The 23,372-nt window shown below is 66.1% G+C and carries 20 protein-coding genes; 5 read left to right on the forward strand and 15 right to left on the reverse strand.

The window, feature by feature from the left end:
• Positions 1-83: 83 nt before the first annotated feature.
• A complete protein-coding gene (locus D6M19_RS16455) occupies positions 84-524 on the forward strand; it encodes a DUF4190 domain-containing protein (protein WP_234834892.1) in 441 nt (146 codons plus the stop codon).
• Here D6M19_RS16455 and D6M19_RS16460 read toward each other — a convergent pair.
• From D6M19_RS16460 to D6M19_RS16495, 8 genes are all read right to left on the reverse strand, one after another.
• Positions 490-1,869: an MprF family protein gene (locus D6M19_RS16460; protein WP_123026311.1), complete on the reverse strand. Its 1,380-nt coding sequence runs from the start codon at positions 1,867-1,869 to the stop codon at positions 490-492. The two genes, D6M19_RS16455 and D6M19_RS16460, sit on opposite strands and share 35 nt — an antisense overlap.
• A 2-nt stretch (positions 1,870-1,871) precedes the next feature.
• On the reverse strand, positions 1,872-2,735 hold the full coding sequence (locus tag D6M19_RS16465; RefSeq protein ID WP_123026312.1) for an acyl-CoA thioesterase II: 864 nt from the start codon (positions 2,733-2,735) through the stop codon (positions 1,872-1,874).
• 29 nt (positions 2,736-2,764) lie between these two features.
• On the reverse strand, positions 2,765-4,183 hold the full coding sequence (gene pyk, locus D6M19_RS16470; RefSeq protein ID WP_123026313.1) for a pyruvate kinase: 1,419 nt from the start codon (positions 4,181-4,183) through the stop codon (positions 2,765-2,767).
• A gap of 31 nt (positions 4,184-4,214) precedes the next feature.
• Positions 4,215-5,717 (reverse strand): glutamate synthase subunit beta, encoded by a 1,503-nt coding sequence (locus D6M19_RS16475; RefSeq protein WP_123026314.1) that lies wholly within the window; start codon positions 5,715-5,717, stop codon positions 4,215-4,217.
• Complete coding sequence (gltB, locus tag D6M19_RS16480) at positions 5,710-10,254, reverse strand: glutamate synthase large subunit (RefSeq protein ID WP_123026315.1); 4,545 nt, start codon at positions 10,252-10,254, stop codon at positions 5,710-5,712. The genes D6M19_RS16475 and gltB overlap by 8 nt, the downstream gene beginning before the upstream one ends.
• 86 nt (positions 10,255-10,340) lie before the next feature.
• The gene (locus tag D6M19_RS16485; RefSeq protein WP_234834893.1) at positions 10,341-10,757 is read right to left on the reverse strand and encodes a DUF2752 domain-containing protein; all 417 of its coding nucleotides are present in this window, start codon (positions 10,755-10,757) and stop codon (positions 10,341-10,343) included.
• On the reverse strand, positions 10,744-11,169 hold the full coding sequence (locus tag D6M19_RS16490; RefSeq protein WP_123026316.1) for a TM2 domain-containing protein: 426 nt from the start codon (positions 11,167-11,169) through the stop codon (positions 10,744-10,746). Before D6M19_RS16490 ends, D6M19_RS16485 begins: the two co-directional genes overlap by 14 nt.
• A gap of 30 nt (positions 11,170-11,199) precedes the next feature.
• A complete protein-coding gene (locus D6M19_RS16495; protein WP_164478525.1) occupies positions 11,200-11,772 on the reverse strand; it encodes a TetR/AcrR family transcriptional regulator in 573 nt (190 codons plus the stop codon).
• Between the two features lie 73 nt (positions 11,773-11,845).
• Here D6M19_RS16495 and D6M19_RS16500 point away from each other — a divergent pair, with 73 nt between their 5' ends.
• The gene (locus D6M19_RS16500) at positions 11,846-12,655 is read left to right on the forward strand and encodes an SDR family oxidoreductase (RefSeq protein WP_123026317.1); all 810 of its coding nucleotides are present in this window, start codon (positions 11,846-11,848) and stop codon (positions 12,653-12,655) included.
• Entirely contained in the window at positions 12,652-14,100 is a 1,449-nt protein-coding gene (locus D6M19_RS16505; RefSeq protein WP_123026318.1) for a flavin-containing monooxygenase, read from the forward strand. The genes D6M19_RS16500 and D6M19_RS16505 overlap by 4 nt, the downstream gene beginning before the upstream one ends.
• A 40-nt stretch (positions 14,101-14,140) precedes the next feature.
• Here D6M19_RS16505 and lgt read toward each other — a convergent pair whose 3' ends face one another.
• The 6 genes from lgt to D6M19_RS16535 all read right to left on the reverse strand — a co-directional run bounded on the left by lgt (position 14,141) and on the right by D6M19_RS16535 (position 20,983).
• Entirely contained in the window at positions 14,141-15,901 is a 1,761-nt protein-coding gene (gene lgt / locus D6M19_RS16510) for a prolipoprotein diacylglyceryl transferase (RefSeq protein WP_123026319.1), read from the reverse strand.
• Positions 15,898-16,689 (reverse strand): tryptophan synthase subunit alpha, encoded by a 792-nt coding sequence (trpA, locus tag D6M19_RS16515; RefSeq protein WP_123026320.1) that lies wholly within the window; start codon positions 16,687-16,689, stop codon positions 15,898-15,900. Before trpA ends, lgt begins: the two co-directional genes overlap by 4 nt.
• Positions 16,686-17,957, reverse strand: coding sequence for a tryptophan synthase subunit beta (trpB, locus tag D6M19_RS16520; RefSeq protein ID WP_123026321.1), 1,272 nt, complete (start codon positions 17,955-17,957; stop codon positions 16,686-16,688). The genes trpA and trpB overlap by 4 nt, the downstream gene beginning before the upstream one ends.
• A gap of 3 nt (positions 17,958-17,960) precedes the next feature.
• Positions 17,961-18,779: an indole-3-glycerol phosphate synthase TrpC gene (gene trpC / locus D6M19_RS16525; RefSeq protein ID WP_123026322.1), complete on the reverse strand. Its 819-nt coding sequence runs from the start codon at positions 18,777-18,779 to the stop codon at positions 17,961-17,963.
• 84 nt (positions 18,780-18,863) lie between these two features.
• The gene (locus tag D6M19_RS16530; RefSeq protein WP_123026323.1) at positions 18,864-19,460 is read right to left on the reverse strand and encodes a TIGR02234 family membrane protein; all 597 of its coding nucleotides are present in this window, start codon (positions 19,458-19,460) and stop codon (positions 18,864-18,866) included.
• Positions 19,457-20,983 carry an anthranilate synthase component I gene (locus tag D6M19_RS16535; protein WP_123026324.1) on the reverse strand — a complete coding sequence of 509 codons (1,527 nt, stop codon included), beginning with the start codon at positions 20,981-20,983 and terminating at the stop codon, positions 19,457-19,459. The genes D6M19_RS16530 and D6M19_RS16535 overlap by 4 nt, the downstream gene beginning before the upstream one ends.
• 62 nt (positions 20,984-21,045) lie before the next feature.
• On the opposite strand from D6M19_RS16535, the gene D6M19_RS16540 reads away from it, so the two are divergent.
• The gene (locus D6M19_RS16540; RefSeq protein ID WP_123026325.1) at positions 21,046-21,519 is read left to right on the forward strand and encodes a peroxiredoxin; all 474 of its coding nucleotides are present in this window, start codon (positions 21,046-21,048) and stop codon (positions 21,517-21,519) included.
• A complete protein-coding gene (locus D6M19_RS16545; RefSeq protein WP_123026326.1) occupies positions 21,516-22,316 on the forward strand; it encodes an ABC transporter ATP-binding protein in 801 nt (266 codons plus the stop codon). Before D6M19_RS16540 ends, D6M19_RS16545 begins: the two co-directional genes overlap by 4 nt.
• Before the next feature lie 91 nt (positions 22,317-22,407).
• Here D6M19_RS16545 and D6M19_RS16550 read toward each other — a convergent pair whose 3' ends face one another.
• Positions 22,408-23,295: an alpha/beta hydrolase gene (locus tag D6M19_RS16550; protein ID WP_234834894.1), complete on the reverse strand. Its 888-nt coding sequence runs from the start codon at positions 23,293-23,295 to the stop codon at positions 22,408-22,410.
• Positions 23,296-23,372 lie beyond the last annotated feature (77 nt).

The following is a 23,372-nucleotide window of genomic DNA, read 5'->3' on the forward strand; positions in this document are numbered from 1 at the left end:
TCTGTGTGTTCTCACTCGTGTTTTCTTCAACGCACGGCCGACCACCCATCTCTACCCCTAAGCCTTCGTCGGCAGCGTCCGATGTGTATCAGAGACAGCCGAGTATCACGGCGACGACGCCGAGCACCACGCCGCCCGCAGCACCGAAGAACGGGTTGGGCATCGCGGCTCTGGTGGTCGCGATCATCGCGTTGATCTCGGTCGTCGGCGGCGTGGTGCTCGGCGTCGTCGCCGTGATACTCGGTTTCCTCGGATGGCAGCGCGCCAGGCGCGGAGAAGCCACCAACGGTGGAATCGCGATCGCGGGCATCGTGCTCGGAATTCTGAGCATCATCGAGGCAATCGTCGTGATCGTGCTGTCGGTCTGGGTGTTCAACGAAGTGGGCGGCACCGACTACATGGATTGCCTGTCCAGGGCGGGCTCGGACCAGGAAGCCGTGCAGGGATGTGTGGATCGGTTCCAGGAACGTGTCGAGGATCAGTTCAGCGTCACGATAACGACGCCCGCACCACCGACCCGCTAGTAAGACGCCGCCGCCTCGGGACGAACTCAAGCGACAACAGCACGACAAGGAGCGGCACCACCTGCGTGAGCGTCACCATCGCATACCGCTGGTCGCCAAGCGCATGGAACTTCCGTAGGTAGCGGTAGAGGGACTCCAGCGCGATGAGCGGGTCGCCCAGGTGGACCATCGTGAAGACAAGGCTACGGGGCAGGTTGCGCTGCTTGTCGGTGAAGATCTCCGGAAATGCCGCGAAGGCGAGCGACAACCGTTGCGCCCCTTGCTGTCTGGCCTTGCCGATCATGTCGACCGAGAGCCGCTCGTCGATTCCGTTGGGCGCCCCGCGGCGGCGCCACGGCACATCAAGGGTCACCTCGGTGCCGTTGCCTGCCGTGGCGTAGCGGTGGAACCCCTGTACGCGACCGGCCTTGTCGCGCGCGATGATCAGCGCGACACCCGGATACCTGCCCTCAAGCGTGCCGTCCAGCGACATCGAAAAACCGCGCTCGGTGCGAGCACCGCTCGGCGACGCGAGGATTACCTCGGTGAGCTCGGCGAGCAGTTCGGCCTCGAGGCCTTGTTCGTCAACGACCTCGGTGGTGATGCCGAAGTTCCTGGTCCGCTGCACGGCCTGGCGGAGATTGCGGTACTGCCGCCCGACCATGTCAAACGCCGCCACATCGATGATCACATCGCGCCCGATGGGCACGGCGCTGAGCTTGCGGCCCAGCACCGCCGTGTTCGACCACAGGTTCAGGCGGCGTTCGCTGCAGCCGAGGACGGCGATGCGCCACCCTCTGGTGTGGCACATCGTGGCGAAATCCGCGACCAGCGCGGTGTAGCCGGCATCGTCACCGATCGGGTCGCCGCTGACGACGGCGAAGCCCAGCCGGGTGCGATAGGCGATCGCCGCGGTGCCGTCAGCGCTGAAGTGATAGCACTTCGACGACTGCATCGCGAACGGCGCCAGCGGGTCCCCTGACGTCGCGTTCACCAACCCGAGTATTCGAGGCAGATCGGCCGGGTTCGGACGTGCCGACGTCGGCCACATCAGCAGCACGGCCGATGTCACCAACAGCAGGTTGCCGAGCAAATCGAAAGCCAGGAACACCGCTGCGATGCCCAGGATGCACACAACCATCGCCGCGGTGGCATGGCCCGCGGTGACCGGCCTGCCGAGAAAGATGCCGCGCGCAATCAGAACGACGGCGCCCAGGACGGTCAATGACCAGGCCAGATCCTTGTGCAGGAGGAGCACCCACCACGACAGGCTGAGCACCGCGAGCGCGCTGATCCATCGAGCGGCCGTCGAGTCGACGTGGACGACGACACGCTCGCGGGCCCGAAGCCCCGTTGCTTGCTTCATCGCTATGCACCCGGGAAGTACTTGATGATTCCTTCTTGCACCACGGTAGCCACGATCTGCCCAGCTTGGTCGTAGAAATGCCCGGTTCCCAGGCCCCGCGAGTCGGACGCCACCGGCGACGTCGTCGAATACAGCACCCACTCGTCGAACCGGATCGGGCGGTGGAACCACAGCGAGTGGTTGACCGTCGCAGCGAAGATGCGGTCGTAGCCCCACGAAAGTCCGTGGGTGGTGATGATCGAGTCGAGCACCGTGGTGTCCGAGGCGTACACCAGAGCGGCGGTGTGCAGCAGCGGGTCTTCTGGCATCGGCCCGTCGGCCTTCAGCCACACCCGGTTGTGACCCAGCTTTTCGCCCTTGCTCCTCATCACCCAGGCCGGGTCGTTGGTATACCGCCACTCGATGGGCCGCAACGCCTCGACAAACTGCGGCACCGTCTTCTCGTAGCCGGCGAGCAGATCGTCGATCTTGGGCAGCGACAACGGATCTGGGACGACCGGTGCTTCCGTTCCGTGTTCGAGGCCGCGCCCGCCGTCGACGAAGGAGACCATCGCGGTCGTCAGCAGCACACCGTCCTGCACGACGTCGACCCTGCGGTTGGCGAACCGGCGTTCGTCACGCAACCGCACGACCCGGAACTCGAGGTCCTTTTCGGGGTTGCCGCCCGCGATGAAGTGCGTCGACATGGCGCCAGGCGGGCAATCCCGAACCAACGTCCGGCCCGCCGCCACGAAGGCTTGCGCCATCATCTGACCGCCGAACGTGCGGGGCGGATTCTTACTCGGGTGTGATCCGACGAAGGTGTCGTCGTCGATGCGGATGAGGCCAAGGACCGCAAGCAACTCTTCGAGGTCGCCTACCGGCACCGGTCCCCCTACTAAGCGCGATGGTCGGACTAGACGTCGTCCTCGCCGATCCTGTGCACGTGGATCAGGTTGGTCGAGCCTACTGTGCCCGGTGGCGCGCCCGCGATGATGACCACCAGGTCTCCGCGCTTGTAGCGACCGAGCTCAAGCAGGGATTTGTCGACCTGACGGATCATTCCGTCGGTGGTCTCGATGTGCGGCACGATGAACGTCTCGGTGCCCCAGCTCAATGCCAGCTGGCTTCGCACCTCAGGCAGCGATGTGAACGCCAGCAGCGGCAACGGGGTGTGCAGCCGCGCCAGCCTGCGGACGGTGTCGCCGGACTGGGTGTAGGCGACCAGCGCCTTGGCGTCCAACCGCTCGCCGATGTCGCGGGCCGCATAGGAGATGACACCGCGCTTGGTCCTTGGCACGTGCGTCAGGGGCGGAACCACCACCGAATTCTGCTCGACCGCCGAGATGATGCGGGCCATGGTCCTGACCGCTTCCAACGGGTACTTGCCGACCGACGTCTCGCCGGACAGCATCACCGCGTCCGCGCCGTCCAGCACCGCGTTGGCGACGTCGGATGCCTCCGCGCGCGTCGGCCGGGAATGCTCGATCATCGACTCCAACATCTGGGTGGCGACGATGACGGGTTTGGCGTTCTCCCTTGCCATTTGGATGGCGCGCTTCTGCACGAGCGGCACCTCTTCCAGCGGCAGCTCGACGCCGAGGTCACCGCGGGCGACCATGATCGCGTCGAAGGCCAGCACAATCGCTTCGAGGTTGTCGACGCCTTCCGGCTTCTCCAGCTTGGCGATCACCGGTACCCGGCGGCCGACGCGGTCCATCACGTCGTGCACGAGTTCGGCGTCGGCTGGCGATCGCACGAACGACAGCGCGACAAGGTCGACGCCGAGGCGAAGAGCGAACTCGAGGTCTTCGATGTCCTTCTCCGACATCGCGGGCACCGAGACGTTCATGCCGGGCAGCGAAAGCCCCTTGTTGTTGCTGACCGGCCCGCCCTCGGTGACCGAGCAGACCACGTCGTTTCCGTCGATATGCTCGACGACCAGACCGACATTGCCGTCATCAACCAGCAGCCGGTCGCCGGGTGCGGCGTCGGCGGCGAGCTGCTTGTAGGTGGTGGACACCCGGTCATGGGTGCCCTCGCAGTCGTCGACGGTGATGCGAACGGTTTCGCCGTTGGCCCAGTAGGTGGGCCCGGCGGCGAACCGGCCAAGCCGGATCTTGGGGCCCTGCAGGTCGGCAAGGATGCCCACCGCACGGCCCGTCACATCCGATGCCGCCCGTACCCGCTTGTAATGGGACTCGTGATCTGCGTACTCGCCATGGCTGAAGTTGAGCCGGGCCACATCCATTCCGGCCTCAACCAGCGCCCGAACAACGTGGTCTTCACTGGTCGCCGGGCCGAGAGTGCAGACGATCTTTCCGCGTCTAGTCACGACTTCTCAGCATAGTCCCGATCGGTGGCCGTCATGCGACGGCGAGCGGCAATGCGCCGGGCAGCACCGGCGCGGGAAGGTCGGACTCGCCCATCAGATAGGAGTCAACGGCGTGCGCAGCGCTGCGCCCTTCTGCGATCGCCCAGACGATCAGCGACGCCCCGCGATGGGCGTCACCGCAGACGAACACCCCGGGGGCGTCCGTCTGCCAATCCGATCCGCATGACAACGCCCCTCGCCGGTTCAGTGCCAGCCCGAGGTCGTCAAGCAGGGCCATGTGTTCGACGCCGTCGAACCCGATCGCCAGCAGGGCGAGGTCGCAGGCAATCTCCATGGACTCGCCGACCGGGGTGATCTGCCGACGCCCCTCCGCGTCGCGGGTGACCCGCACCTCGGCGATCTCCAGTGCGCGGACGTGGCCGTTGTCGTCGCCGACAAAGCGCTGCACGGCGACCTCGTAGCGCCGCGCACCGCCTTCGGCATGCGCAGGCGACGTGCGCAGCACCAGCGGCCACATCGGCCACGGCGAGCGGGACTCGTCGCGGTACTCCGGCGGCTCGGGGTTGTAGTCGAGCTGCGTGACCGACGCCGCGCCCTGGCGGTGCGCGGTGCCGAGGCAGTCTGCGCCGGTATCACCGCCGCCGATGATGACGACGTGCCTGCCTTTGGCCGACAGCGACGACGGGCCGTCACCCTCGCACTCCCTGTTGGCAGGGACCAGATATTCCATCGCGAGGTGCACACCGTCGAGGTGGCGCCCCTCGACATCGTTGTCCCGGCCGCGCAGCGCGCCGACCGCCAATACCACCGCATCATGGCGCTCGCGCAGCTGCTCCACAGCCAGGTCGACACCCACTTCGCAGTCGGTGACGAAACGCGTGCCCTCGGCCCGCATTTGGGCCAATCGTTGGTTGAGCATCGCCTTCTCGAACTTGTATTCAGGGATTCCGTAGCGCATCAGGCCGCCCAACCGGTCGTCGCGCTCGTACACCGTGACCTCATGTCCGGCGCGGGTCAGCTGTTGCGCGGCGGCCAGTCCCGCAGGACCCGAGCCGACGACGGCGACGCTCTTACCCGTCGAGATGGCGGCGGGCTGGGGCTCGACGATGCCGTCCATCCACGCATGGTCGGCGATGGTCTGCTCGATGCGTTTGATGGTGACGCTGCCGCCGGTCTTCTCGTCACCGATGGACAGGACGCAGGCCGCCTCGCACGGGGCGGGACACAGCCGCCCGGTGAACTCCGGAAAGTTGTTGGTGGCATGCAGCCGGTCACTTGCGGCATCCCACCGCCCTCGGCGCACCAGGTCGTTCCACTCGGGGATGAGGTTGCCCAGCGGGCAGCCGGCGGTTCCCGAGTGGCAGAACGGGATTCCACAGTCCATGCATCTGCGGGCCTGCTGGGACACCTCGCCTGCGCGCTGCTGCGGATCCTGTCGTTCGTAGACCTCGCGCCAATCGCCGACGCGCTCGTCTACCGGTCGCTTCGCCGCCTCGACCCGAGGTACCTCGAGGAATCCATGCGGATCAGCCACGGCTGGCCTCCATGATCGCGGTGTCGACGTCGCGGCCCTCGGCCTTGGCCATCCTTGTCGCAGTCAGGACGCGCTGATAGTCGGTCGGCATGATCTTCGTGAATTGCGCACTACGCCTTGGCCAGTCGGACAACACCGATGCGGCGACCGTGCTACCGGTGAGCCGGGCGTGCCTGCTCACCACATCGTGCAGCCAGGTGAAGTCCTCTGGGTCGGGGCGCTGCAACTCGACCATCTCGGTGTTGACCATCGCCGGGTCGAGGCCGAGCACGAATGCCACACCGCCCGACATGCCTGCGGCCATGTTTCGACCGGTTTCACCGAGCACCACGACTCGTCCACCCGTCATGTATTCGCACGCGTGGTCGCCCACACCCTCGGAGACCGCGAGCGCACCGGAGTTGCGGGCACAGAAGCGTTCGCCGACCCGACCACGAAGAAAGACCTCGCCCGATGTTGCCCCGTAAAGCAGCGTGTTGCCCGCGATCACGTGGTCTTCCGGAAGGAACAGCACGTCGTCGGGTGGCTTGACGATGACGCGGCCACCCGAAAGCCCCTTTCCGACATAGTCGTTGGCGTCACCGGTCAGCTCGAGGGTGATGCCCGGCGGCAGGAACGCCCCGATCGACTGGCCCGCCGAGCCGCGCAGCGCGATGTGGATGGTGCCATCCGGCAGTCCCTGCGCGCCGTATCGGCGGGTGACCTCGGCACCGAGCATGGTGCCCACCGTTCGGTTGACGTTGCGCACCGGCAGTTCCAGCCGAACGGGGTGAGCATCCTCCAGCGCGCCCTCGGCGAGCTGGATGAGCGTCTGATCCAGGGCCTGGTCCAGCGCGTGGTATTGGTCGCGGACCCGCCTGCGCACCGTCTGGGCGGGATCGTGGGCGTTGCTCGCCATCGCGAAGATCGGTGTCAGGTCGAGACCCTTTGCCTTCCAATGGGCGACGCCGTGCGCGGTGTCGAGCATGTCGACTTGGCCGACCGCCTCGTCGATCGTGCGGAAGCCGAGCTCGGCGAGGTAGCGCCTGATGTCCTCGGCGATGAACCGGAAGTAGTTCTCCACGAACTCGGGTTTGCCGTTGAACCGCGACCGTAGTTCGGGGTTCTGGGTGGCGACGCCGACCGGGCAGGTGTCGAGATGGCAGACCCTCATCATGATGCAGCCGGACACCACGAGTGGTGCGGTGGCGAAGCCGAATTCCTCGGCGCCGAGCAGCATCGCCACGACGACGTCGCGCGCGGTGCGCATACCGCCGTCGCACTGCACGGTGATCCGGTCGCGCAACCCGTTGAGTATCAGGGTCTGCTGGGTGTCGGCGAGGCCGATCTCCCACGGGGCTCCTGCGTGCTTGAGCGACGTCAGCGGCGCGGCACCGGTGCCGCCGTCATAGCCGGAGATCAGCACGACGTCGGCGTGGGCCTTCGACACCCCTGCCGCAACGGTGCCGACACCGACCGAGCTGACCAGCTTGACGTGGATGCGTGCGTCGGAGTTGGCGTTCTTCAGGTCGTGAATGAGCTGCGCCAGGTCTTCGATCGAGTAGATGTCGTGGTGCGGCGGAGGCGAAATCAGGCCGACGCCCGGCGTCGAATGGCGGGTCTTGGCGATGTTCGGATACACCTTGTAGCCCGGCAGCTGCCCACCCTCACCAGGCTTGGCGCCCTGCGCCATCTTGATCTGGATGTCCGACGCGTTCACCAGGTAATCGCTTGTGACACCGAAGCGGCCGGACGCCACCTGCTTGACGGCGCTGCGCCTGCGCGGGTCGTAGAGCCGGTCGACGTCCTCCCCGCCTTCGCCGCTATTGGACCGCCCGCCGAGGTTGTTCATCGCGATCGCCATGGTCTCGTGCGCTTCGGCGGATATGGAGCCGTAACTCATCGCGCCGGTGTTGAACCGGGTGACGATCGAATCGACGGACTCGACCTCGTCGAGGGGCACGGCGGGTCGCACTCCCGTCTTCAGCTGGAACAGCCCGCGCAGAGTGCCGCCCTCGCGGGACAGCCGGTCGACCTCGTCGGAGTACTGCTGGAAGACGTCGTAGCGGCCGGTGCGGGTCGAATGCTGAAGCAGGAACACGACTTCTGGCGTGAACAGATGAAGCTCGCCTTCCCGGCGGAAGGCGTACTCGCCGCCGACGTCGAGGCGACGGTGCACCCGCTCCGTCGGGTTCTCCGGATAGGCACGGCGGTGTCGTTGCTTGACCTCCTCGGCGATCACGTCGAGCCCGACTCCCCCGAGTTGGCTCGGCGTGCCGGTGAAATATTCGCCGACCACGTCGTGGTCGAGCCCGATCGCCTCGAAGGCCTGGGCGCCGGTGTAGGACGCGACGGTGGAGATGCCCATCTTGCTCATCACCTTCATGACGCCCTTGCCGAGTGCCTTCAGATAATTGCGAACCGCTACGGCGGCCTCGATGCCGGTGAGCTCACCCTCGCGGACCAGGTCCTCGATGGATTCGAATGCCAGATACGGGTTGACCGCGGCGGCTCCGAATCCGATCAGCATCGCGATGTGGTGCACTTCGCGGGCGTCGCCGCTCTCCACAACCAACGCGACGGTGGTGCGCTGTTTGGTCCGCACCAGATGGTGGTGCACCGCGGATACCGCGAGCAGCGATGGAATGGGTGCGCGGGTGTGATCGGAATCTCGGTCGGAGATGACCAGTGTGCGAGCACCCTTGGCGATCGCATCGCAGGCCTGCAGACGGAGGTCCTCGATGGCGTCGGCCAGGCCCTCACCGCCACGCTCGACGTCGTACAGGCCCCGCAGCACCGCCGTCCGGAGCCCGGACTGTTCCCCGTCGTCGTTGATGTGGACGATCTTGTTGAGCTCGTCGTTGTCGAGCACCGGCCAGGAAAGCTTGATCTGACGACACGACGCCGCCGACGGCTCGAGCAGGTTCTGCTCCGGGCCCATGACGCGCGCCATCGACGTGACGACCGCTTCGCGGATCGCATCCAGCGGCGGATTGGTCACCTGGGCGAAGAGTTCGACGAAGTAGTCGTAGAGCTGCCTGGCCCGCTGTGACAGCACCGCGGTTGGCGTGTCGGTGCCCATCGAGCCGAGCGGCTCGCCACCAGATGCCGCCATGGGCGTCAACAGGATTCGCAGATCTTCTTCGGTGTATCCGAACGCGACCTGCCGACGGACGACCGATTCGTGATTGGGCTGCGCGCGGATGCGGTCGGGCAGTGTCTTCAGGTCAAGCAGGCCCGCGTGCAGCCACTCTCCATACGGATGCTCGGCTGCCAGTTCGGCCTTGATCTCGTCGTCGGCAACGATGCGTCCGGCGGCGGTATCGATCAGGAACATCTTGCCGGGTTCGAGCCTGCCCTTCGCGACGATCTCTGCCGACGGCACGTCAAGCACACCGCTTTCGCTGGCCAGGATGACGCGGTCATCGATGGTGCGCCACCAGCGGCCCGGCCGTAATCCGTTGCGGTCCAACACTGCTCCGACAACTGTTCCGTCGGTGAAGGTGACGCACGCCGGGCCGTCCCATGGTTCCATCAGCGAGGCGTGGAACTGCCAGAAATCCCGGCGCGGTTGGGCAAGAGATGCGTTGTTTTCCCACGCCTCGGGGATCATCATCAGCACGGCATGCGGCAGGCTGCGCCCGCCGAGGTGCAGCAGCTCGAGAACCTGGTCGAACGACGCCGAATCCGACGCGTCGGGCGCGCAGATCGGTGAGAGCCTGGCGATGTCACCGGGGATGTTGGAACTCGCCAGCATCGCTTCGCGGGCGTGCATACGGTTGCGGTTGCCGCGCACGGTGTTGATTTCACCGTTGTGCGCGACGAAGCGGAACGGATGCGCCAGCGGCCAGGACGGAAATGTATTGGTGGAGAACCTGCTGTGCACGATGGCGATCGCACTGGTGCATCGTTCGTCGCGCAGATCCGGAAAGTATTGCGGCAGCTGCATTGTCGTCAGCATGCCCTTGTACGCGATGGTGCGGCTGGACAGGGAAGGGAAATACACGTTTCCCGCTTCGGCCCTCTTACGCATCGGGTAGATCCGCCGGTCCAGGTCGATGCCGCCCACTCGGTCCGGTGCCGCCACGAAGATCTGTGCCATGTAGGGCATGCAGCCCAGCGCCGTGGCGCCGAGGTCAGCCCCGTCGGGATCGACCGGCACCTCACGCCAGCCGAGGACCTCCAACCGTTCCTCGGCCGCAATGGCTTCGATCTGGTCGCGCGCTGCCGCGCGCTCGTCGAGGTCCTGCGGCAGGAAGCAGATTCCGGCGGCGAACGTGTTGCAGCCATCGGTGGTCGGTGCAGGCAGCTCGAAGTCGACGACATCAGCAAGGAGTTCCACGGGCAGCTGGATGAGAATGCCCGCACCGTCACCGCTGTTGGTTTCCGCGCCTGCCGCGCCGCGGTGTTCGAGGTGTTCGAGAGCGACGAGGCCGTCGGCGACGATGGAGTGCGAACGCCTGCCCTGGATGTCGGTGATCATGGCGACACCGCATGAGTCGGACTCATGTTGCGGGTCGTACAGCCCTTGGGCGTGCGGCAATGCCGAGAACAGCACTGGGAATTTACCTCCGCAGTCTGGCGAAATCATTCGACCGGGACTGCAGCGGCCCGAAATCGAATTGTATCAGCGCAGCTCGGCAGCTACCCGTCGAGAATCGTGGGGACCAGCGGGAACCCGGGCAGATTCCGCACCACCGTCCAGATGACGGCGAGGACGGCGATGATTGCGATCGCGGGCATGGTGAAGGTCGGCCTTCCGGCGCGCCAACGCACAAGGACCCATGCCAGCAGCGCAGGCAACCCGACGAGAAGAAAGATGTTGTCGACGACAGCGGCGGCCAGGTCGCCGTGTAGTAGGTCGTGCGTCATTCGGAGCCCGCCGCACGCCGGGCAGTTCCAGCCCGTCAGCAGCTTGAATGGGCAGGCCGGGAAGACGAAGTCGGGATTGTGGGGATCAGCGAGGCCGACGTAAGCCAGCCCACCCGCGAGCAGCGCGCCTGCGCCGAGTGCGCCGTACAGCCGCGCCCGACCGCTGATCGCGGTGTTAGGTGCCCTCACGAAGGGGACGCCCCTCGGGGTCACGCACCTTGTCGGTGAAGATGAGCACGGCGTCGACGATGCCCCACACCACCGCGCCGATTCCGCACGTGACAAGGCCCACAACAAGTTGCGCGATGCCCAGCCCGGTGTAGCCGAGGTAAATACGCCCGATGCCGACGAGGCCGAACAGCCCGATCAACTGCAGCAACCCGGAAACGATCTTGGACTTGTCAGACAACGGCTCGCCGGTCAGCGGATGGCGACCGTACGGCGCCGTCGGGTCCATATAGGCCTGCGGATACTGCCCGTACTGCTGACCAGGCGGCGGATATCCAGGCTGTTGCTGCGCATATCCGGGCGGTGGCGGTTGATAGTGAGGTTGATGAGGGGGCGGAGGTCCCTCGGTGCCACCGAAATGCGGCTCAGTCATGGCACCTAGCATGCCAGAACTCGATGATTGCTAGATAGGTTGTCCGGCCACCAGTCGGAGAGTGTCGACCAGCCCGTTCACCGGGACCGACGGGTCGACCGACCGCATCAGGCCGAGGCCGACGCCGAGCGCGAGCATCACGGTGGCCGCTTCGCGGCTGGGCATGCCCACGTCGAGGTCGGCGGCGGATTCGATGCCGTTTGCGAGCATTTGGATGATGGCGTCCAGTCGCCCGGCGAGTTCGGTGCGCAGTTGGTCATTCGAGCGCGCGTGCAATGCGAACTCGGCCTCCAGCGACGTCCATCCCGGATCACCGATGACACGTTGCGCCCAATCGCGAATGGCATCGAACCGGTCAGGTTGCGAAACCAGCCCGAGAACTTCGGTGAGGCGTTCCGCTCGGATCTCGTCGAGCACAGCGGCGCACAGTTCGTCCTTGTTACGGAAGTTCGAGTACACCGCGCCCTTCGAGTAGCCGGCGGCGTCAGCGACCTTCTCCAGTGATGTCGGGTGGTAACCGTCTTCGAAGAACATCCGTCTTGCGGTCACGAGCAATTGCGACCTGGTATGCGCCTGGCTCTCGGCGCGGGTCATGCGGGTCATGGGTGCATGGTAGTCCTTTGACATACCGATGGGTTTCCAGATACCGTCGGTTTTCGAATGAAGGGAGTCGCGCATGGCCTATCCCCGGATCGGCGTTGAGGGTGCGGTCGTGGTCGTCACCGGCGGCGCGCGCGGGATCGGCAGGTCGACGGCGGAGCTCTTCGCCGCCGTAGGGGCGACGGTCTGCGTCGGCGACCTCGACGGTGGCGATTACACCGTCGACGTGACGTCGCGGGACTCGTTCGCCGAGTTCGTCGCCGCCGTCGTCGAGCGTCACGGACGCATCGACATGCTGGTCAACAACGCGGGCCTGATGCCGCTTGGCGACTTCCTGTCCGAAGACGACGCGATCAGCAGGACCACATTCGACGTCAATGTCTGGGGGCTGATCAACGGGATGCGTCTTGTGTTGCCGCACATGATCGGACGTGGACGCGGCCACATCGTGAACGTCGCTTCCATGGCGGGAAAGCTGGTCATTCCCGGCATGGCCGTGTACAACGCCAGTAAGTTCGCCGCTGTGGGATTGTCCGCCGCGGTGCGCGAGGAGTACCGCGACTCCGGTGTCAGCGTGACGACCGTGCTGCCAAGCGCCGTGCGGACCAGGCTCACGTCGGGTGTACCACTGGGGCGCGGTCTGCCGACTGTGGAACCGGAAGCCGTCGCCCGCGCGATCGTCGGCAGCGTCGCCAGCAGGCGCGCCGAAATCACCGTGCCCCGCTACCTGGCCGGGTGGGACCTGTTGAGTGCCGCCGCGCCTAACGCCCTGATGAGCCTGGCTCGCAAGGTGATTCGCGATCGTCGAGCGTTGACATCGGTCGAGCACGACGTGCGCGGCGCCTACGAGCAGACGATCGAGGCCCAGGCCAAGGATCGGCGATGACACGGGAACCGAGGATCGTCATCATCGGCGCGGGCATCGCCGGCATCGCCACCGCGGTCACACTGCAGCGGGCGGGATTTCACGACTTCACGATTCTGGAGAAGGGTGATGACGTCGGCGGCGTCTGGCATTGGAACCACTACCCGGGCCTGACGTGTGACATCCCGTCACAGCTCTACCAGTTCTCGTTCGCGCCCAAACCGGACTGGGCCGGCATTTTCGCCCAGGGCGACGAGATCCAGAGCTACCTCCGCGGCGTCGTCGAACAGTTCGGCCTCGGCGATCGGCTGCGCCTGACCTCCGAAGTCACCTCGACGGTCTTCTCCGGCGCCACATGGCACGTGGTCACCACCGACGGCGCGGAGTTGGAAGCCGATTTCGTGATCGCCGCAACCGGTGTGCTGCACCACCCCTTCACGCCGGACATCGCCGGGCTCGATTCGTTCAAGGGCGATCTCGTGCACACCGCTCGATGGGACGACGACATCGAGACCGGCGGCCGCAGGATCGCCGTCATCGGAAACGGATCCACCGGCGTGCAGATCGTGTCGGCGCTGCAGCGCGACGCCGCGCACATCACGCACTTCGTGCGGACCCCGCAGTGGGTGATATGGGCGCCCATGGGCCTATCTCAGCCGACGGTGTTGGCAAGAGTGCTGCACAGATTGCCCGCATTGCATCGTCGGTTCTACGGTGTCCTGCTTCGGGGCTCGCGCATCTTGACCGACATCGCCGTGCGGCCGACGTGGCAGCGCAGGCTGGCACAGAACTACGCACGGTGGTGTCTGCGCCTTCAGATACGAGATCGCGAACTGCGCGACCGCCTCACCCCGGACTACCAACCCTTCTGCAAGCGGCAAGTCATATCGGCCTCGTACTACCGAGCGATTCGGGCCGGCAACGCCGACGTCGTCACCGCCGAAATCGAGGAGATCACCCCTCGCGGCATCCGAACCGCGGACGGCCGCGAACACGACGTCGACCTGTTGATACTCGCCACTGGATTTCAGGCGCACAACTACATGCGGCCGATGAAGCTGCACGGCCGCGACGGCCTGGACATCGACGATGCCTGGGCGAAAGGCCCTCGGGCATACCGCATGACGGCCATTCCGGGTTTCCCGAACTTCTTCACCGTGCTCGGCCCCAATTCGCCGACCGGCTCGGTGTCGCTTCAGTACTCCTCTGAGCTGACGGCGCGCTATATCGCGCAGTGGCTGCAGCGATTTCGCGACGGCGAGTTCGGCACCGTCGAGGTCACCGAGCAGGCGACCACGAAATTCAACGACGACGTCGCCGCGGCGCTCGGGCCGACTGTGTGGAACACCGGATGCAATTCCTGGTACCTCACCGACGAGGGCAACATCGACCTATGGCCCTATGACCGCAAGACGATGACGGCCATGCTGGCGCGACCCGACGACCGCGACTTCCACATCGCCTAGGCAAGCGCTACTTTTCCAGCTTGCGTTCCCGGCCGCGGTCTCAGGCGTCGCGGCGAGAGCGGAGCCACCGGCGAAGGCCACCGAGGGACTTCTCCTCCGGCTTGCCGGTTGGTGAGGTGGCTTCGTTCGACGCAGGTTCAGCCGCTTCAAGTTGCTCAGCGGCGACCGTGGCCGCTTCCTCGGTGCCCTCGGCTGCATCGTCGCCCTCGACAGCTCCCACACCCCCGACAGCCTCGGCTTCAGACTCCTCGGACTCGTCGGCCGCATCGTCTCCTGACGCCTCGGCTTCTTCCTCGGCGCCGCTCACGTCGCCAGCGGCGGCTTCGTCGTCGGTGGCTTCGTCGTCGGACTCTTCGGCGGCTACCTCATCGGCGACTTCGGCAGCCTCTTCGGCGCTCTCAACCGCAGCTTCATGCACCTCCGCCGCCGCATCCTCCGCCTCGACGGCATCGTCGCCCTCGACAGCTCCCACACCCCCGACAGCCTCGGCTTCAGACTCCTCGGACTCGTCGGCGACTTCGGCGGCTTCCCCGGCGCCTTCGGCAGCAGCTTCGTGCACCTCTGGTGCGGCCTCCTCGGCCTCGACGACCTCGTCACCCTCGGGCGTGCCCAAACCGCCTGCTTCCTCGCCCGCATCGACTACCTCGGCGGCTTCGGCGTCCTCGCCCGCATCGGCGAACGCCTCGGCCTCTGCGATGTCTTCTGCGGGTGCGTCGGCGACGTCCTCGACGAGTTGCTCGCCCTCTGCGACCGCCTCGATGTCGAGTTCGGACTCCTCTGCCTCGAAGTCGATCGCTGCCGTTGCGTCTTCGTCTTCCTTGTCGCCTGCGGCCTTGGCTGCCGCCACTACCCCGGTCGTGGCCGCAACGGCGGCCAGCTCCTTGGTGATCTCGTCGAGCGGCGACTCCTCGACCTCGTCGGGGGCCAACTCGACCTCGGCGTGTCCCCGCAGCTCGGACGCATCCTCGCGGCCCTTGGGCGCGACCATGATGTAGACGACAGCGCCGATGAACACGAACACCGACACGAACGAGTTGATTCGAATGCCCGCGATGTGCGTCGCCGTGTCGTTGCGCATCAGCTCGACCCAGAACCGTCCGAAGCAGTACGCGGCGACGTACAGGGCGAACAGCCTGCCGTGACCGATGCGGTAGCGGCGGTCCACCCAGATGAGCAACGCGAAAACCAGCAGGTTCCAGAGCAGTTCGTACAGAAAGGTGGGATGGACGATCTCGATCAGCTGGCCGGTCGACACCCCGTTGAGAGAATCGAGTGCACCGTTGGCATCGCGGCGCTCGAAGATCTCCAGACCCCACGGCAGCGACGTCGTCCTGCCGTAGAGCTCCTGGTTGAAGTAGTTGCCGATCCTGCCGATCGCCTGTGCCAGCACGATTCCGGGGGCCACCGCATCGCCGAATGCCGGAAGGGGAATGCCCTTGCCACGACAAGCGATCCAGGCGCCGATGCCACCCAACGCGACCGCACCCCAGATCCCGAGACCGCCCTCCTGGATCTTGAATGCCGCGAGCAGACCGGCGCCGCCGGGCCCGAAATATGTCGACCAGTCGGTGAGGACGTGGTAGAGCCGACCCCCGATCAAGCCAAGGATGATGGCCGGCAAGGCAATGTCGAAAATGACTCCAGGCTCGCCACCCCGCTGCGACCAACGCTTGTTTCCGATGAACAATGCGACGATCACTCCGACAAGAATGAACAGCGCGTAGGCGCGGAGCGGAATCCATCCGAGATGCCATACGCCTTGCGGCGGGCTGGGGAACGAAGCAAGTAAGGTCGTGGTCACGCCGAAATCCCCTGCCGGACACCGTCGGCCAGTTCTTCGGTCAGCACGCGCATAGCGGGGATACCCTCCGTAAGCGCTGACACCAGGGCCGAACCAACAATTACACCGTCTGCGTACGCACCGATCTGCGCAGCCTGCTCACGCGACCTCACCCCCAGCCCGACGCCAACCGGAATATCCGACACCGCCTTCACCCGTTGCACCAACTCGGGTGCGGCATTCGAAACCGCGTCCCGCGCACCCGTCACGCCCATTGTCGAAGCCGCATACACGAACCCGCGCGACGCGTTGACCGTTGCGGCAAGGCGCTCGGGCGTCGACGACGGCGCCACCAGGAAGATCCGGTCCAAGCCGTGGGCATCCGATACCGCAAGCCATTCGCCGGCTTCGTCGGGAATCAGGTCCGGTGTGATCATCCCGAGCCCCCCTGCGGATGCCAGATCGCGGGCAAACGCGTCGACGCCGTAGTGCAACACCAGATTCCAGTAGGTCATCACGACCGCGCGGCCGCCTGCCTTACTGATCGACTCGACGGCGGTCAACGAGTCACGCACGCGCACACCGCCGCGCAACGCCGCATCGGTGGCCGTCGCGATGGTGGGCCCGTCCATGCCCGGGTCGGAATACGGCATGCCGACTTCGATGATGTCGCAGCCGGATTCGACCAGCGCCGTCATCGCCGAAATCGATGTTGGCACGTCGGGATAGCCCGTCGGCAGGTAACCGATGAGGGCCGCCCGACCGTCCTTACGACACACTTCGAATGTGCCGGATAGACCACGTGTCATGACGCAGCGGTCCCCTTGCTGTCGAGCAGATCGAACCACTTCGCCGCCGTCTCCACGTCCTTGTCGCCCCGGCCCGACAGGTTCACCACGATGACCGACCCCGCTCCGAGTTCCCTTCCCAACTTCAGCGCACCGGCCACCGCGTGAGCGGATTCGATGGCCGGGATGATGCCTTCGGTCCTGCACAGCAGGCCGAAGGCATCCATCGCCTCGGTGTCGGTGACCGGCCGGTATTCGGCACGCCCGGCGTCTTTGAGGAAGGCGTGCTCGGGCCCGACACCGGGATAGTCGAGACCCGCAGAGATCGAATGAGATTCGATGGTCTGACCGTCGTCGTCCTGCAACAGGTATGAGAACGAACCCTGGAACGCACCGGGGGACCCGCCGGTGAACGTCGCCGCATGACGACCGGTTTCGACGCCATCGCCCGCCGCTTCGAAGCCCACCAACTTCACGCCGGGATCGTCGATGAACGGGTGGAACACACCGATGGCGTTCGAGCCGCCGCCCACACACGCGGTGACCGCGTCGGGCAGCCGGCCCGCCTGATCCTGGATCTGCACACGGGCCTCGAGCCCGATCACCCGTTGGAAGTCACGAACCATCACCGGAAACGGGTGCGGGCCCGCCGCGGTGCCGAAGCAGTAGTACGTGTCGTCCGCGTTGGTCACCCAGTCGCGGAACGCTTCGTTGATCGCGTCCTTGAGCGTCTTGGAGCCGGACTCCACGGACACGACTTCGGCTCCAAGCAACCGCATACGCGCAACGTTCAGCGCCTGACGTGCGGTGTCGACGGCGCCCATGTAGATCACACAGTCGAGCCCCAGCAGCGCGCACGCGGTTGCGGTGGCCACACCGTGCTGGCCCGCACCGGTCTCGGCGATGACACGCGTCTTGCCCATCTGTCGGGCGAGCAGGGCCTGGCCCAAGACGTTGTTGATCTTGTGAGAACCGGTGTGGTTCAGGTCCTCTCGCTTGAGGAAGAGTCGCGCGCCACCGGCATGCTCGCTGAGCCGCGTGGCTTCGTACAGCGGTGAAGGCCGACCGCTGTAGTGCCGCTGCAGCCGGTCCAGCTCGTCGAGGAATTCCTGGTCGCCGCGGGCCTTTTCGTAGGCAGCCGTGACTTCCTCGATGACGGCCATCAGTGCCTCTGGGACGAGTCGTCCTCCGTAGGCACCGAAATGACCCTTGGCGTCGGGATCATGGACGGTCGGTTCTGCGACCGCCGCACTGGAACGCGGCAACTCTGGGCCGGCGAGATCCGCCACTGCTCAGCGCGAGGGTTTCGGGCAGGACGGGTGCGTGCCTGCGGTGACCAGATCGGCGACGGCACTACGGGGATCACCGCTGGTGACCAGACCCTCGCCGACGAGAACAGCGTCTGCGCCTGCACCTGCGTACGCCAACAGATCGGCCGGACCGCGCACACCCGATTCGGCGACGCGGATGACGTCGCTCGGCAGCCCAGGTGCGATGCGCGCGAAGCAATCCCGGTCCACGTCGAGGGTCTTGAGGTCGCGTGCGTTGACGCCGATGACCTTCGCCCCTGCCTGCAGCGCACGGTCGGCTTCGTCCTCGGTGTGCACCTCGACCAACGCCGTCATCCCGAGGGACTCCGTGCGATCCAGCATCGAAACGAGCGCGGACTGCTCGAGCGCCGCCACGATGAGCAGTAGCATGTCCGCGCCGTGTGCACGGGCTTCGTGGACCTGATACGGCCCGACGATGAAGTCCTTGCGCAGCACCGGGATTGACACCACGGCGCGCACAGCGTCCAAGTCGTCGAGCGAGCCGTTGAAGCGGCGCTGCTCGGTGAGCACGCTGATGATGCGGGCTCCGCCGTCCTCATACGCGCTGGCCAGCTTCGCCGGATCCGCGATCGGCGCAAGGGCTCCTCGCGACGGGCTGGCACGCTTCACCTCGGCGATGACACCGATTCCGGGTTCACGGAGCGCTGCCATCACGTTGCGCGGCGATGGCGCGGCCTTGGCGGCCGCCTTGACCTCGTCGAGGCTGACGCTCGCTTCGCGTGCGGCGACGTCGGCGCGGACTCCTTCAATGATGGAGTCGAGCACGGTCGCCGAACTCATAAGCCGTGAACTCCCTCCGCGTTCGCGCCGTCTTGCCGCCACATAACCTTTATCGAAGGGTAGCCGCACCGAACCCATCAACTCTCACCGCCCCTCAGTGTCTGGTTTGGTGGGATCGCGCCCCTCGTCGAGCGCGTCCCACATCGTCCGCTCCGACATCTCCTGGCCTGCTGCAGCGCGTCGTCGCGCCACCTCGCGCCGTCGCGCCGGAGCCTCGTATTTGTCGTGATCCGACTCGTCTTTCACCGGTGACCGCATGAGCAGCACCGCGCCTGCGAGCGTCAGCACGGCAGCGATCAACGTCACGACGGCACCCCAGTAGTACCGCTGCGTGCCGACCAGATCCGCCACCGGCACCTCGGCGAGGCCCGCTGCACGCACCGCCACATCGGGGACGACCCAGAGGCTGATCGCCAAATACGCGATCACGGCGCTCAGAGCGCCCACCACGAGCGCAAGCAGCCGCAGTTGCCAGCGCGGCCCGACTGTCGACTTGAGCACGGCGGCCAGCAGGATCAGGGCCAGCGGCACCAGCGCCGTCGACCAGGCCGCGCCGTTCAGCGTCGCGGTTTCTGGCTGACCCAGCCCGTCGAACGAGCGCACCTGAACCCACGTCATCCGCGACGCCAGCCACAGCACACCCGCCGCCACTAGCAGCAGAAGCTGCCCGATGCGCTTCATGGCTCGGTCAGCGTCTCAGCCGCGGCAATCGCGTTCAGCACCGCCTTGGCCTTGTTGGCGGCCTCGTTGTACTCATACGGGCCGTTGGAATCGGCCACGACTCCCCCGCCCGCCTGCACGTAGGCCGTCCCCCCGCGGATCAGCGCGGTTCGGATGGCTATCGCGAAATCGGCGTCCCCCGCGAAATCCAGGTAGCCCAGCACACCGCCGTAGAGACCGCGACGGGTCTTCTCGACCTCCTCGATGAGCTCCATCGCCCGCACCTTGGGCGCACCCGTCAGCGTGCCCGCCGGGAAGCATGCGGTGACCGCATCTAGCGCAGTTTTGCCGTCGGCCAACTGCCCCGTCACCGTCGACACCAGGTGCATGACGTGGCTGTAGCGCTCGATGTGGCTGTAGTCCTCGACGCGCACCGTTCCCGGCACGCACACCCGGCCCAGATCGTTGCGGCCGAGGTCGACCAGCATCAGGTGCTCGGCGCGTTCCTTTTCGTCTTCCTGTAGCTCCTTTTCGAGCAGCAGGTCTTCTTCCTCGTTGGCGCCGCGCCACCGCGTGCCCGCGATGGGATGCGTCGTCGCACGCCCGTCCTTGACGGTCACCAGCGCTTCGGGACTTGAGCCGACGACCGAGAAGTCCAGTCCGCCATCGGCATCGGGCACGTTCAGCAGATACATGTACGGGCTGGGGTTGGACACCCGCAGCATCCGGTACACGTCGAGCGGGTTCGCGTCGGTGTCCATCTCGAAGCGCTGCGACGGCACCACCTGAAATGCCTCGCCCGCCTCGATTTCGCCGACCAGCCGCTCCACGATTGCGCCGTACTCCTCGACCGTGCGCTGTTGGCGGTTGCGCGGTCCCGGCCTGCTGAAGGTCGCCACCGTCGACGAAAGGTTCGCACCGAGCGCCTCGGTCATCACATCAAGCCGCGAGACGGCGTCGTCGTAGGCCCAGTCGACGCGTTCGTCGGTGCCGTTCCAGTTCACCGCGTTGGCGATCAAAGTGATGGTGCCCTCGTGGTGGTCGACAGCCGCGATATCGGTGGCCAGCAACAGCAGAAGGTCGGGCAGCCCGAGGTCGTTGACGGCCAGTTCGGGCAGCCGTTCGAGCCTGCGCACCAGGTCGTATGCGAAGAATCCGACCAGTCCGCCGGACAGCGGCGGTAGTCCAGGCACAGCCTCGGTCTGAAGTAGCTCCAACGTCTCGCGCAACGCGCGCAGCGGGTCACCACCGCTTGGTGCGTCCTGCGGTGTGACGCCCAACCACGCCGCCTCACCGTTTCGAACCGTGAACGCCGACGGGGCGCCAGCGCCGACGAACGACCACCGCGACCACGACCGCCCGTTCTCCGCGGATTCCAGCAAGAACGTGCCAGGGCGATTGGCGGCCAGCTTGCGGTACGCCGACAACGGCGTCTCGCTGTCGGCCAGTACCTTCCGGGTCACCGGAACGACTCGGTGGCCGGCAGCCAGCGTCCGGAAGTCCTCACGCGAGGTCGTGACAGCCAGGTCGACGATGGTTTGCACGTGGTAATCCTCCCAGCCGGTATGGCAAGACCGGAAATCTGCCAGGCGTAACCTCAACACGCGTGACACCTCTACAACGGAGTGACCGGGTTGCCGAGTTCGAACTCCCAGACCAAACGGGTGCTGTGCGAAACCTCACATCGCTGCTCGCCGACGGTCCGGTCGTGTTGTTCTTCTACCCCGCGGCGATGACGCCGGGCTGCACGAAGGAAGCCTGCCACTTCCGCGACCTGGCGGGCGACTTCGCCGCCGTCGGTGCGTCGCGGGTCGGTATCAGCACCGATCCCGTCGCCAAGCAGGCCAAGTTCTCCGATACTCAGCGCTTCGACTATCCGCTGCTGTCCGACGCCGACGGCACGGTCGCCGCCGCGTTCGGCGTCAAGCGCGGCCTGTTGGGCAAGCTGATGCCGGTCAAGCGCACGACTTTCGTCATCGACACCGACCGAACCGTGCTCGACGTGATCTCGAGCGAGTTCAGCATGGAGGTCCACGCCGACAAGGCGCTGGAGGTGCTGAGACAGCGGCAGTCGGCGTGACAGAAGTTCTCGCGCTACGCGATGTGACGTTTCGCCGCGACGGCAAGCAGATCATCGACGGCATCTCGCTCACCGTGAACGCCGGCGAGCACTGGGCCCTCCTCGGCCCCAACGGAGCGGGAAAGAGCACGCTGCTCGGTTTCTGTGCGGCTGTGCTGTTTCCGACGTCGGGAACGGTGCACATTCTCGGTGAGCAGATGGGCCGGGTTGAGCTGGCCCGGCTGCGCCGATTCATCGGACACGTGAATCCCCGGCACCGGCTTCAGTATTCGCTGACGGTCCGCGAAGTGGTGATGACCGGCATCACCGCCACCATCGACACCCCGATGCGGTGGACGCCGACCGCACAGGAGCGTGCTCGGGCCGACGCGATGATCGCGGCGGTCGGCCTGACGCAGCGGGCCGACGATGTCTGGCCGACGCTGTCGCAGGGTGAACGGGGTCGCACTCTGATCGCAAGGGCGCTCATCTCCGAACCGCGCCTGCTGCTGCTCGACGAGCCGACGACCGGGCTCGACGTGGCTGCACGCGAACAGCTGCTCGAAACCATCGACTCGCTCGACGAAACGCATCCCGAGGTCGCCTCGATTCTCGTCACGCATCATCTCGAGGAGCTACCGACCACCACGACACACGCGCTGCTGATCGCCGAGGGACGAACGGTGGCAACCGGCGAGGCCAGGGCCACTGTGACGACCGACAACGTCAGCGCCGCGTTCGCGCATCCTGTGGTGGTCGGCTACGACGAGGGGCGCTGGACCGCGCGCGCGAAGGCCACCCGGATCATCGACCTGTAACCCCTGCGTCGAGCCGTATCGCCTGCTTCGAGTTCTGCAGGCGGGTCGTTGGGCCGCTTGAATTCGCGGCCGCCATGCAGAATTCGGCGCATCAGTCGTTCCACTCCGGCGCGTCCAGGTGGACACGCAGAAACTGCACCATGCTGGCGTGAAAGTCGCGCATCGACGGAACTTTCTGCAGGATGCCGTCAGCCGTGTGATACATCCCTGGTACGGCGACGAGTTGGCTTGGCACACCGGCGGCCTCGAGCCTCTCGGCATAGGCGACGTTCTCCTCGAAGAAGACCTCCAAGTCGCCGACTCCGATCCACGCGGGCGGCAAACCAGCCACATCGGTACGTCGGGCCGGCGCCGCATACTCGGGAGCGCTCGATCGTCGTGGCTCGCGTCCGAGGTACGCGGTCCAGGCCCACCTGTTGGACTTCGGTGTCCACGTCAGCTCACCCCGGCCCGCCAGGTCATCACGCAATGCGGTGCGGTCGTCGAGCATCGGAGAAACGAGCGCCTGCGCGCGCACCGAGATCCCCTCGTCGACCGCGCGCTGTGCGACGGCGGCGGCGAGGCCTCCGCCCGCACTCGTCCCGCACACCGCGATGCGGCTCGGATCGATGCCGAGCTCCTCCGCGTGGCTCACCATCCACTGAAGGGTGGCCATGCAGTCGTCAAGACCAGCGGGAAAGGGGTTCTCGGGAGCCAGCCGGTAGTTTGGCGACACGACAACCGCGCCCAGCGCATGTGCCAGACGTCCGGCCGGTTGAATCTCCAATTGCGCTGAGCCCGCGCACATTCCGCCGCCATGGAGCGACAGCACACCGGGTCGGGGTACGGGTTGACCAGTCGGCGTCAACACGAAGACGGCTATTGCCCCGACGTGGCGCTCGGCTACTGTCACGCCGGGCTGAGGCCTGGACTTGAACGCCATCAACATCCGGATGATGGGCAGGGTGCGCGCATTCATCGGAATGGATGAGACGAGCATTCTCGGAGACCGTAACTCCGGGGCCACCGCCGACAAAGGTTTCCGCAATGCGGCGTAACGACGGACCGCCAAGGCCG

The organism is Mycolicibacterium stellerae, from assembly GCF_003719305.1.
GTDB classification, from domain to species: Bacteria; Actinomycetota; Actinomycetes; order Mycobacteriales; family Mycobacteriaceae; genus Mycobacterium; species Mycobacterium stellerae.